The 11823-nt window shown below is 33.0% G+C and carries 12 protein-coding genes and 1 pseudogene; 5 read left to right on the top strand and 8 right to left on the bottom strand.

The genetic code is table 11. The annotated features are described in order from the left end of the window. Positions 1-6: 6 nt before the first annotated feature. From ON07_RS06185 to ON07_RS14715, 5 genes are all read right to left on the bottom strand, one after another. Positions 7-423, bottom strand: a complete 417-nt coding sequence (locus tag ON07_RS06185; RefSeq protein ID WP_010229082.1) for a response regulator — start codon at positions 421-423, stop codon at positions 7-9. Between the two features lie 158 nt (positions 424-581). Continuing rightward, entirely contained in the window at positions 582-1676 is a 1095-nt protein-coding gene (gene amrB, locus ON07_RS06180; RefSeq protein ID WP_010229080.1) for an AmmeMemoRadiSam system protein B, read from the bottom strand. A gap of 2 nt (positions 1677-1678) precedes the next feature. Then, the gene (locus ON07_RS06175; protein WP_010229070.1) at positions 1679-2158 is read right to left on the bottom strand and encodes a hypothetical protein; all 480 of its coding nucleotides are present in this window, start codon (positions 2156-2158) and stop codon (positions 1679-1681) included. 123 nt (positions 2159-2281) lie between these two features. Then, entirely contained in the window at positions 2282-2608 is a 327-nt protein-coding gene (locus ON07_RS06170) for a TfoX/Sxy family protein (protein ID WP_010229068.1), read from the bottom strand. Beyond that, positions 2598-3548, bottom strand: a complete 951-nt coding sequence (locus ON07_RS14715; RefSeq protein WP_316928099.1) for an MFS transporter — start codon at positions 3546-3548, stop codon at positions 2598-2600. The genes ON07_RS06170 and ON07_RS14715 overlap by 11 nt, the downstream gene beginning before the upstream one ends. 417 nt (positions 3549-3965) lie before the next feature. On the opposite strand from ON07_RS14715, the pseudogene pyrR reads away from it, so the two are divergent. The 5 genes and pseudogenes from pyrR to ON07_RS06140 all read left to right on the top strand — a co-directional run bounded on the left by pyrR (position 3966) and on the right by ON07_RS06140 (position 7568). After that, a pseudogene (gene pyrR / locus ON07_RS14710) lies at positions 3966-4549 on the top strand (bifunctional pyr operon transcriptional regulator/uracil phosphoribosyltransferase PyrR). Continuing rightward, complete coding sequence (locus tag ON07_RS06155; RefSeq protein ID WP_010229064.1) at positions 4546-5475, top strand: aspartate carbamoyltransferase catalytic subunit; 930 nt, start codon at positions 4546-4548, stop codon at positions 5473-5475. Before pyrR ends, ON07_RS06155 begins: the two are co-directional and overlap by 4 nt. A 134-nt stretch (positions 5476-5609) precedes the next feature. Beyond that, positions 5610-5942: a hypothetical protein gene (locus tag ON07_RS06150; RefSeq protein WP_010229055.1), complete on the top strand. Its 333-nt coding sequence runs from the start codon at positions 5610-5612 to the stop codon at positions 5940-5942. A 39-nt stretch (positions 5943-5981) separates the two neighbouring features. Continuing rightward, entirely contained in the window at positions 5982-6887 is a 906-nt protein-coding gene (locus tag ON07_RS06145; protein WP_010229054.1) for a ribonuclease Z, read from the top strand. Between the two features lie 174 nt (positions 6888-7061). Continuing rightward, positions 7062-7568 carry a CAP domain-containing protein gene (locus ON07_RS06140; protein ID WP_010229053.1) on the top strand — a complete coding sequence of 169 codons (507 nt, stop codon included), beginning with the start codon at positions 7062-7064 and terminating at the stop codon, positions 7566-7568. Between the two features lie 458 nt (positions 7569-8026). On the opposite strand, the gene ON07_RS06135 is transcribed toward ON07_RS06140, so the two are convergent. The 3 genes from ON07_RS06135 to ON07_RS06125 form a co-directional block, all read right to left on the bottom strand. Beyond that, a complete protein-coding gene (locus ON07_RS06135; RefSeq protein ID WP_237708875.1) occupies positions 8027-9868 on the bottom strand; it encodes an OmpA family protein in 1842 nt (613 codons plus the stop codon). Between the two features lie 83 nt (positions 9869-9951). Continuing rightward, entirely contained in the window at positions 9952-10866 is a 915-nt protein-coding gene (locus ON07_RS06130; protein WP_029331586.1) for a PorP/SprF family type IX secretion system membrane protein, read from the bottom strand. Positions 10867-10876: 10 nt separating this feature from the next. After that, on the bottom strand, positions 10877-11823 hold a 947-nt coding region (locus tag ON07_RS06125; protein WP_010229045.1), incomplete at its 5' end, for a T9SS type B sorting domain-containing protein.

Below are 11823 nucleotides of genomic sequence, written 5' to 3'. Positions count from 1 at the left end.
TATTAATTACACATACTCGGGAAATTTTTCTTGTAAAATTTTCTTAACACCATCAACGAATAGCGGCTTGTTTAGAAAAGCGGAAATCTGAGGAATTTCACTTGCTTTATCCCTTTCATCTGGATTAAGAGAGGTAGTTAACATTACTACGATTGCTTTACTCTTCTGATCTTCTTCTAATTGATTGTAATTTTCAAGAAATTCCCAACCATTCATGCCAGGCATATTAATGTCTAGAAAAATCAAATCTGGTTGTGGATGCTTCTCTTTATCTGTAGATTTTAAATATTCCAAGGCTTCAAATCCACCTTGGACTGCAATTATCTTTTCGGTACAATCAATTTTTCTTAAGACTCTTTCGTTAATAAAATTTGTAGGTAAATCGTCATCAACTAATAGTATGCAGGTTAGTTTTTTTTTCATAAATGAAATATTTAACGTGACATTTAAATCGCTAATTGGGGAGAGCGATTATAGAATCGATATTTTTTGGTTTTTGTATAGTATTATACTAGCAATTTAAAAAAAAAATCGGTGAAACTGAATAAATAATTTAAACATAGCATGATTAAAGGGAATTACTAGTGATATCTAATTCCCGCATAGCCCACCCAATGTTTACTATTTGCCGGGGCGGTTGTTCCCATTCCAAGATCATTTACCTGGATATGTGGATTGTGAATGCTTGATCTATAATCTACTAAAGTTCCTTTTAATGGTTCATTATAAAGTAAGAGATTTAATTTGTTCGACATTAAAATTCCGAAGGGAATAGAATATCTACCGCACCAAGTCCAGTTATATTCCATATAATTTTCTTCTTTCACCGTAATTTTATTGAAATTTTTCACTCCTTCTTCACTAATTTCATTTGTTAGAAAGCTTTCAATAATCTTAAGATCTTTATTATAAGCTTGAGCAGTTCCTAAACTATCCACTCCAAAAGGTGCTAAATTAGAGCTTCCCCATCCTTCATTTCCATAATGTATGGCATCGCTAGAAATTACAATTGCGAGACCCTTTCCATATTTCATATTTTTCTCCTTCATAAGATCAGAAAGTGCTATAGAAATAACTTCAGAAAAAGCGTCCATATTTTCAAATGAATTATAAGGAACGAGCATTGGAAGTATCTCTACATTATTGTTTTTCTGCTGAAGGAAAGGGGTAATTGCTTCCAGCGAATGCTCTAATTGCATCATTTCGTCATGAACCATGTATATACTATCTGGAATTATTGAAAGCAATCTATCTCTTAAGGGAGAGATCTTAATAGTTCCATAAGCAGTTTCCCATTGGTCATAGGATCCTAAAATAATCTTATCTTTTAAGTTGAAATTTCTAGCTCTGTGAGCAACTCCTACAAGAACGATAGTATTTGCTTTTATACTGGAAAGTGTCTTTTTATAAAGCCCCGCTGCATATGCATAATCATCGTGCGGACAGATCGTGGCTTTATTTATTTCTAAAGTAGAAAGTTTATCTTCCGGTTCAATTCTGGACAAAATACTATCCATTTGCCATTTATATTGAGGAAATCCAATAGTGTCTTCTAAATGCCTTAATTTGATATTGGAATCGGATGAATTTGCTACATTTTTTTCCTGTCCAAATGATAGTGAAGACAGCATACCGAATATGAAAATTAGTATATATTGAAATTTAAAATTTTTCATTTCTATTTTAGTGTTAGTTCCTGTAATTCTAATTCATAGTCATACTGAAGATCCTCATGTAACATTGTAATCCCTTTCTTAACAAGTAATAACTGTCTGTTATACAAATTTAGTAGCGTTGTGTTTCTTTTAATTGAAGGTGAAAAATTAGCTAATTGAGTGCAAAAGAATAATAAGAGTTCAACTTCGGTTTCCTTCTTTTTTGAATACCGAATGTATTTTTTTATCATTTTTAAAATTTTCCGAACACTTTTCTTAATGAGGTAAAAGTTCTTTTTATTAATAGTATCAAACTGACTTTCTACTTCCTTTTTTATTTGTGCGATGAACTCCTCCTCATCTGTAGAATCAAATAAAACATAAGTAAGCAGTTCCTTATTTTCTTTTTTGAATTTTGAAAGCTGTAAACAATAAGTTAGAAGTTCTTCTTTAGAGTGATGCTTAAGTTCGTCTTTTAGCTCCTTGATGCTGGCAACCTTCATATATTGTTGTTCTTTATTTGTTTAAAATTTAAATAAGATGAGATTTAAAATTTATCTTCAATCTGAAGAATTTTCTTCTACTTATCCATAAAATTTGTAGAAAGCTTCCATCTTTTCTTCAGATTATTTCTTTGAAATTTCTATGGATTCTTTCGCCCATTTATTTAATAAATCGTGATTATTTAAAACTACAATAGGAATAGTGAAATAGGGCATTTTACTATGCTGTTCAGAATTAGCTTTTAAATAGGATTGTTTGGTTTGTTCATTAACTTTAAAATAGGAGTCTCCTTTAGAATTTACAATCCCAAACATTCTACTTTCATGAAATAATCCAAAACCTCCAAACATTTTCTTATACGTTAATCCTTCTATAGAATCCAATTTTTCCATTAGAGCTTCGATGGCATTATTACCTTTCGAACTTTCCTTATCTCCTTTAACTCCCATGGTGTTGTGATTTTTTAGATTTTTGAAATAAAGCAATTACGCCTAGCAAAGGCCCAGCTCCCAATATTAAATATAAAAATTTTGGATCTATATAATTACTTAAAAGAGAAATGCACTGAATGCTGATTATTGTTATGGCGAAACCGATACAATTTACTAATGTTAAAGAAGTAGCCTTATATTTCGCAGGTGTGTTTTGTGCTACTAAGGTTGAAAATAAGGGAGAATCTGCCACTACAACCATTCCCCAAAATGTGAGAAACCCAACAAATAAAACTATTGAGTTTGTAAAGAATAGGAGTGGAGATATTAAACAACAACAGCCGGATAAGAAAAGAGCGGTTCGAGCAACTTTTTTCTCTCCATAAATACTGCTTAAAAAACCAGCTAGCGCACATGCGATGCCACCAACTCCAATAATAACAAAGGAGAAAAAGGAAATATTTAGCGTTGAAGTTTGATGCAAGCTAAAATAAGTAGCTAAGATTATTGGCACAAAAGCCCAAAACGAATAGAGCTCCCACATATGACCAAAATAGCCGAAAGCTGCTGTTCTTAAATTAGGGTCTTTAAAAATTACTTTCCCGGTTTTGAATGTGGGCTTATAATTTCTCTTTCTATGAGGTCCATCAGGGACAAATACTAAAATTAAAAGACCACCGATTGATGCAATTGTGGATGTAGCTATTATCACCGCTTGCCATGAAATCTTAAAAATAATTCCATTTAATAAGTGAGGAAATGCAGTTCCTAAAACGAGTGCTCCTACAAGGAAACCAAGGGCTTTGCCAAGGCCTTTTTCACTATAATCGGAAGCTATTTTCATTCCTACAGGATAAATTCCTGCGAGAAAAAATCCACTTGAAAATCTGATTAAAAGTAAGCTGAAAAAATTATGTGTATCTAATATTGTTGCTAAATTAATTCCAGCTCCCAGCAATGCACAAACAAAAAAAAACTTTGGAGGGGGAGAACCTATCGGCTATTGAAAAGAGTGCAAAAAGTAAAGTTCCTAATATAAAACCAAATTGCACTCCGGAGGTTAGATGTTCTAGAGGATTACCTTTTAGCTGAAAGTTTAAGATTAGATCGTTTAAAACGGCATTGGTCGCAAACCAAAGAGAAGTACAACAAAACTGAGCCAAAACAATGATGAAAATTGTGATTCTAATTTTTTTCATTCAAAAAAAAGATTTGTAGTAAATGTATCAATTTAAGTAGAAGTATATTTCACTTACTTAACCGAATCTAAAATAGTTGTCAAATTGTTTTACTAGCACTAGAACGATAAGAAACTATACTTTCTTTAATCAAAAAAAATCTTACTTTTGCTTTACAAACATCATCAGTTTCTATTATGAGTCAAAAAATGTTGCTTAATTCTAAAGAGATCAACATTATCCTTCGTCGTTTGGCTTGTCAGTTGGTAGAAAATCATCCAAATTTTGAAAATACTGTAATAATTGGAATTCAACCTCGTGGCGTATTTTTGGCTGACAGAATTCTTCAATTACTAGAAGAAGAATATGGAATTAAGAATATTGAATCCGGACAGCTCGATATCACTTTTTATAGAGACGATTTTAGAAGAAGTACGAAGCCTCTCGAAGCAAATAAAACGAAGATCGATTTTATTGTTGAAGATAAGCAAGTGATCTTTATAGACGATGTTTTGTATACGGGAAGAAGTATACGTTCAGCCTTAACTGCAATTCAGTCTTTTGGAAGGCCTAAAGAAATAGAATTACTTACATTAATAGATAGAAGATTCAGCAGGCATTTACCGATACAACCGGACTACAATGGCAGACAGTAGATGCAATTAATGATGAGCAGGTAAAAGTACATTGGAAAGAAGTACATGGAGAGGATGCAGTGTATCTTTTGCCAACTCCAAAACTAGAACAGGAAGCAATTCCACAGAAAAAAGATTCTAAATGAGCGAATTAAGTGTAAATCACTTATTGGGAATTAAATATCTTAAAAAAGAAGATATAGACCTGATTTTTAAAACTGCCGATCATTTTAAGGAAGTGATCAATAGACCAATTAAAAAGGTACCTTCTTTACGCGATATTACCATCGCAAATTTATTCTTCGAAAATAGCACCCGTACAAGATTATCCTTTGAGTTAGCTGAAAAGAGATTGAGTGCAGACGTTATAAACTTCTCTGCAGCTTCTTCTTCAGTAAAAAAAGGAGAAACACTTATAGATACTGTAAATAATATTCTTGCAATGAAAGTGGATATGGTGGTGATGAGACATCCCAATCCCGGTGCAGGAATATTTCTCTCTAAGCACGTAGATGCAAGTATTATAAATGCCGGGGATGGAACCCATGAACACCCAACGCAAGCCTTATTGGATAGTTATTCCATTCGTGAAAAACTAGGAGAAGTTAAAGGTAAGAAGGTTTTAATTGTAGGGGACATCAAGCATAGCAGAGTTGCGCTTTCTAATATTTTTGCATTGAAATTGCAAGGTGCAGAGGTGAAAGTATGTGGTCCAAAAACTTTAATCCCAAAATATATAGAATCTTTAGGGGTAACGGTGGAAACCAACCTAATAAAAGCCTTAGAATGGTGCGATGTTGCCAACATGCTCAGGGTTCAGAACGAACGAATGGAAATTAGCTATTTCCCAACCACAAGAGAATATACGCAGCAATTTGGCTTGAATAAAGAAATATTGGATTCGCTTAATAAACAAATTGTGGTAATGCATCCAGGACCAATAAATAGGGGAGTGGAGATTACAAGTGATGTAGCCGATTCTAAACAAGCTATAATTTTAGATCAGGTTCAGAACGGAGTGGCAATAAGAATGGCGGTAATTTACCTTTTAGCTTCAAAAATAAATCGATAATTTTATAGCTGATTTAAAGAATACTGAAACAAGCCTGTCTTTATTTTACGGTTTTTCAGGAGCTAAATATTTTTTTTAAATTCGAGACTTGTTTCGAGAAAACAAACCTTCATTAAGGGGTTAAAAGATTAAATATGAAAATTACACGAAAGAAAGATTTTATTGTTTTACAGGATGATGAAAACAACCTTGTAAATTTCGCAGAAAATATTACTGAAAACTATTCGGATTATAGAAATAATAATGTGGTGATAGATCTTTTAAGTTATGAGAATTTCGATATGAAAGATGCACTTCTCTTTCTTGAAATTTCCAATATCCACCGTGCAGAGAAGAAATCTTTCGTAATGGTTAATTCAAATATTTCCATAGATACTATCCCAGATGAATTAATTGTAGTTCCAACGCTTTTAGAAGCAGGAGATATCATAAAAATGGAAGACTTGGAGAGAGAACTTGGATTTTAAGCACTCATTGTTATTATCGTAAGAGCATAAAGACATAGTATGAAATTAACAATATTAGGTTGTTATGCAGCGACCCCAAGAACATTCACAAACCCTACATCTCAGGTACTAGAAATTAATAATCATTTATTTTTGGTAGATTGTGGAGAAGGCACTCAGGTTGAATTGCGCAGAAATAAGGTTAAATTTTCCCGCATTAAACATATTTTTATTTCTCATTTACATGGAGACCACTGTTTTGGGCTCGTTGGACTTATTTCCACTTTTAGATTATTGAATAGGGAAACTGAACTTCATGTTTATGGGCCAAAGGGGATAAAGGAAATAATAACATTACAGCTGAAATTATCTAAATCTTGGACAAATTATCCGTTGTTCTTTCATGAGTTAAGCAGTAAAGATCCTGAATTACTTTTTGAGGATGAGAAGGTAACGGTTGAGACCATTCCTTTAAATCACAGGATATATACGAATGGCTTTTTGTTTAAAGAGAAGCTGGGCCCTAGGAAGCTTTTAATTAATGAGATCGTTAAGTATAATATAGATGTGTCATTATATCAGAGTGTTAAGATGGGAAAAGATGTAGAATCTAATGATGGAAAAATAATTCCGAATCATTTAGTGACAGGGCCTCCAGAGGAACCTCTTAGTTATGCATTTTGTAGTGATACCGCTTATTATCCTGAGATAATCCCTCAGATTTTAAATACTACAGTATTATACCATGAATCTACATTTTTAGAAATAAATAAAGAATTAGCAGCGCCCACAAAACATTCTACAGCTATTCAGGCAGCTCAAATTGCAAAGCAAGCTAATGTCCAAAAATTGATTCTTGGACACTATTCTACAAGATATTCCAGTATTCAATTGTTTAAGGAAGAGGCAACTACTGTATTTGACCAGGTGGAATTAGCCGATGATGGTAAAATATTTACCTTTTAACGATTTTTCATTCATTTTCTTACTTTCAATTCTCCTTACATAGCTTTAAATGTAGGCTTTAACGTACAAAACATGTTAAAATTAACGTAAAATCGATTAACTGCGTCATCTTCAGTGCATTTAGTCGATTTTATTTGTAGTTTAGCAGTACCAAATCGTTAAACCTACTTGCCTATGTTAACTTCTACGAAACAATTTTGTATTGTTTTAGTATGCATTTTTGCTTTTGCATCATGCTCTAAAGACAATTCAATTCCAGAAAATGAAACTCAACTTAAAACTGCAGATTTAGTAAATACCATAGCTTACACTAGTATAGAGTCTGATATTCTTACCGGCGTGAATAAGTATAGAGAAAGTAAAGGCTTAAGCAAGCTTGCAAGAGTAGATGAAGTTACCTTTCAAGCAGATGACCATACTGTATATATGACCAACAATGAAGTTGTGAACCATGATAATTTTAATGTTCGTTATAGCAACTTAGTAACTGGTGTAGGAGCCAAAGCGGTAGCAGAAAATGTTGCTTTTGGTTATAGTAGCGCAGATGCCGTTGTAAAAGCTTGGATCGCAAGTGATGGTCACAGAGTAAATATTGAAGGGGATTACACACACTTCGGAATTTCTGTAGACAAAGACAAAAACGGTAAAAATTATTTTACCAATATTTTCATGAGAAGATAATAACAACAATTTTAATTTACCCCAATAATTAATTAAAGCAGCAATTTTAATACCCTGCATATTAGTCGAAAAACCCATATTCAATTAAAATTGAATGTGGGTTTTTTAGTTTTTAGGATGCTCACTTTTCCTAATATTTTAGTTGTTTGATTAAATACGCTCATAAAACAATACACTTATCGTAGGGTTGCTTATAATTTATTTGTTACTCCATTTTATGTACAACCCAATATTATACTATTCAATCACCTTAAATATATTTAAGAGTTATAGACGTTCTGTGATATGCTGAGATAATTTCCTGAATGTATTTAACGCACTACAGGAAGCATCCATTTAATTGTTTATAGATAATTAAAGAGGTTATGGAATAACTTTTCATTAGTTCAGAATCATTAAAAAAGAAAACGCCCAGATAATAACTAGTATCTGGGCGTTTAAATCTTTTTGTAAAGGATCTAGTTCATTTTAACTACACTAAACATAGATCTTCTATTTAACTGATGTTCTTCTTTACTACAAGAATCACATGGTATTGCCGGTTCTCTTTCTCCAAACCCTTCATGTGCATTAATTCGCTCAGCCGCAATTCCTTGCGATACTAAATAATCATAAGTAGCTTTTGCTCTTCTTTCTGCCAAACCTTCATTATACTGGTCGCTACCTCGCTTATCTGTGTGAGATCCAATCTTAATTACAAGTTCCGGATATTTGTTAGTCATTAAATTAACCAGTTTGTCCAATTCCATTGCGGCATCTGGTCTAATATTAGACTTATCAAAATCGAAATAAATATTATTTATTTCGGCAAGGTATTCTACATCTTTAATAGGATCCAGTTGGATATTATAGATCAATTCTTCTAAATCGTCTGTATTGTTAGAATTTACCGTTCCAGTCTTTTCTGTATATTCTATATGTTTTGCTTCAATAGGATAGGTAGTATTTCTATTTATTTCCTGCTCGTAATTTCCGTCACTATCTGTTTCCAAAAATGCAATCTGCACATTTTCAGAATTCATTAAACGAATAGTCGCATTTGGTATTGGTTTGGAATTCACATTATCTGTAACCTGACCTTTTAATATCAGAGTTTTTAAAAGGTTGAAACCATAAATATCGTCACTTCCCATCCCACCTTCTCGGTTAGATGCGAAATACCCTAGATTGCTATCAGGTTTTTGGAAATATGCAAAATCATCTAGATTGCTATTTACCGGCTCTCCAATATTTATTACTTCTAAAGGAGATTTAGATAGATTTACTTTAAAAACATCCATTAATCCAAATCCAACATGACCATTAGAAGAAAAGTATAAAATGGAATCTTTTGCCATAAAAGGGAAAGATTCATCTAGACTTGTATTGATTTTGTTCCCAAGATTTACGGGAGTTCCAAAAGCGCCATTTTCTAAAATTGCCGCTTTGTATAGATCTGCTCCACCAAAACCATTCGGCATATCAGATACAAAATAAAGTGTTTTTCCATCGGGAGATAAGCTTGGGTTACCCACAGAGTATGCATTATCATTAAATGGAAGTTCTATAACATCGCCCCAAGAATTATTATTATTATTATTATTATTATTATTATTGGTTGCTCTATATAGCTTTAAATTATTGGTTTGGTCTTTTAGTTTTTTACCCTCTTTATTATTAAGATAATTATTTCTTGTAAAATACATGTATTTTCCATCCTTTGTAATGGTTAATGGGCCTTCATGCAAAACTGTATTAATATCTCCTTTTACAGAAGAACTAATTTCTGAATTAGCATCCATCTGATATACATCTAAAAATGGCTCTCCATTCCAAGAATATGTTTTATTCTTTTTGGACATCCCATCATTTTTTGCAGATACATAATATAAAGTCCCATTATGCTCATATGCTCCAAAATCACTAAATTCAGAATTAAAAGCAACTTTACTCAACGTATAATTAGCTTGTATTTTAAAATCTGCAATATCTTTAGATAGCAATTCATCTACTTCAGCTTTATTTTTACCAGCTGTTCTATATTTTTTAAGCCATTCCTTAGATTCATCATAACGTTTAACTCCTCTTAAAGCTCGGGCATACTTAAAATAATATTCGGAAGATATGCTAGAATCTTTAACAGCTTCTGCATAGTAAAAAACTGCATTTTCGGGACTGCTAAGTTTTAAATAGGCATCACCAAGTTTACTTTGATTATAAACTGTATTAAAATCTTTCTCAATTAATTCTTTATAAACAGTTACCGCCTCGATATAAGCCAAGTCGTTATATAATTTATCAGCTTTTTTTTTGTTTGCCACTTTGTGCAGAAGCCATAAAACTATTACCAATAAATAGTAGAATTATTATGTAATTGAAATTCTTCATAATAGTTTTATTTAGGTTAGAAAAATCTAGGAGATTTGTATTTAGTATTCTTAGATCTTAATTCGAAGATCAATAGAATTTCATGTGATCCAGAGGTATAAGGTCTAAGATCTGAAATTGAATATTCGTAGGCATAGCCTATACGTAATGGTGGTAAGATCTGGAAATCTACAAATGCACCCACCGCATCGTCTAATCTATAAGTAGCTCCCAGGTATAGTTTTTCATCATAGATAACCGTTGCGGACATATCAAATGATAGGGGAGCGCCCTTAGTTGCTTTAACCAGTGCTGTAGGCCTAAGCTTCCATTCATAATTGAGATCAAATACATATCCTCCAGTAAGGTAATAGTGTACTTGTTCTAGAGCTACATAATCACTAAAATCGTTATTATCGTTGTTAATTAATTTTGGTGCAGACAGACCCATATACCAATTTTGAGCAGATAAATATACTCCCGCTCCAAAATTTGGTGTCCACTTATTAAACTGATCATTAAAAAATGGATCACTTAAAATAGTAGGCTCTGCAAATAGATCTTCATCCAGATCATAGTAACTAGCTCCTCCTTTTAATCCAAATGCCAGAGTTATATCATCGGCCACATTTATGGTATAGGAAAAATCTGCATATAAATAGGTGTATTTTTCATATCCCGCTTTATCGTTGATCACGGAAAATCCAAGACCTATTTTTTCATTATTGAGGGGGGTGTTAATAGATAACGTCTGGGTTACCGGCCCGCCACTTAATCCTGCCCATTGGTTTCGGTTCAATGCGGTTAATGAAAACCCATCTCTACTTCCTGCATACGCTGGATTTATAGATATAGTATTATACATATATTGCGTGAACTGTGGTAATTGCTGAGCATTTGATGTGAAGAGACCAACAAAAAATATCGATATAAGGATATAGAAGTTTTTCATGTTTATAGCTTTATTTAGTTCCTAAGTAGATGTAACCCTGAATTGGTTCTAAACCACTTGCACCATTAATTTCTATGATGTAGTAGTATGTACCAGAAGGTAATTGATTTGAGCTTGTAAATGATTTATCTGAAAATCCATCCCAATTGTTTTGGTAATTTCTCATGGTATATATTTCTGCTCCCCATCTATTAAAGATCTTCACATCGAATGTGAATCCACAATCAAGATCTACACCTATGGTGAAGAAGTCATTAAATCCATCTCCATTAGGCGTTACTGCTTTAGAGATACTATTTTTTATATCGTCTATGTTACACGCAAGTACTACACAATCATCATTTATGCGCACATCTACACTTGTGGACGATGGGCAGTTTCCAGTTAAAATATAGCTGTATGAATAGTTTCCAACTACTAAAAGGGCAGGATCTATAACACTACCGTTTAAAGCTGCAGTAGCTGCTGCTGTATTTCCTTCCCAAGTTCCTGTTTCGTCAAATTCACCAGATAATAGATTGAATAGGTCATATGTGCTATCCTCGATACAAAGATCGATAGAGGTGGTTTGTATTTCTACCACTTCAGGCTCATTAAGAGTTATTATAGTGATTTCAGAAGTTAGACCTCCAGAACTTTGAGCTGTTACCTCATAGGTTCCCGGCTCTAGATCGCTAAATACTCCACTAGTTTGATAATCTACTCCATTAATACTATATGTAACACCTTCTACTGTTTCGATAGTTATTGTGCCAGTTGGATTCTCACAAGTGGGTTGAATCACTTCTGTAATTATTGGTGGGCTAGGTCGATCATCTACCGAATTCACAATGATAATTACCGCTGCAGTATCGGTTCCGCCATTTCCATCAGAAATAGTATATGTAAAGCTATCAGTTCCATTAAAGTTATCATTCGGAGTATACGTGATTGTTCCATCATTGTTGATCACTACCG

The sequence above is a fragment of the Gillisia marina genome (assembly GCF_000258765.1).
In the GTDB taxonomy this organism is placed as follows: Bacteria; Bacteroidota; Bacteroidia; order Flavobacteriales; family Flavobacteriaceae; genus Gillisia; species Gillisia marina.
The sequence above is the reverse complement of the archived record's forward strand: the minus strand, read 5'-3'. Positions and strand labels throughout refer to the sequence as shown.

Excerpts from the sequence above, each read along its gene's own strand:
- ON07_RS06150 (WP_010229055.1), top strand. The coding sequence starts at position 5,610 with ATGAAAATTACACGAAAGAAAGATTTTATTGTTTTACAGGATGATGAA.
- ON07_RS06170 (WP_010229068.1), bottom strand. The coding sequence starts at position 2,608 with ATGGGAGTTAAAGGAGATAAGGAAAGTTCGAAAGGTAATAATGCCATC.
- ON07_RS06145 (WP_010229054.1), top strand. The coding sequence starts at position 5,982 with ATGAAATTAACAATATTAGGTTGTTATGCAGCGACCCCAAGAACATTC.
- ON07_RS06140 (WP_010229053.1), top strand. The coding sequence starts at position 7,062 with ATGTTAACTTCTACGAAACAATTTTGTATTGTTTTAGTATGCATTTTT.
- ON07_RS06175 (WP_010229070.1), bottom strand. The coding sequence starts at position 2,158 with ATGAAGGTTGCCAGCATCAAGGAGCTAAAAGACGAACTTAAGCATCAC.
- amrB (WP_010229080.1), bottom strand. The coding sequence starts at position 1,676 with ATGAAAAATTTTAAATTTCAATATATACTAATTTTCATATTCGGTATG.
- ON07_RS06155 (WP_010229064.1), top strand. The coding sequence starts at position 4,546 with ATGAGCGAATTAAGTGTAAATCACTTATTGGGAATTAAATATCTTAAA.
- ON07_RS06130 (WP_029331586.1), bottom strand. The coding sequence starts at position 10,866 with ATGAAAAACTTCTATATCCTTATATCGATATTTTTTGTTGGTCTCTTC.
- ON07_RS06185 (WP_010229082.1), bottom strand. The coding sequence starts at position 423 with ATGAAAAAAAAACTAACCTGCATACTATTAGTTGATGACGATTTACCT.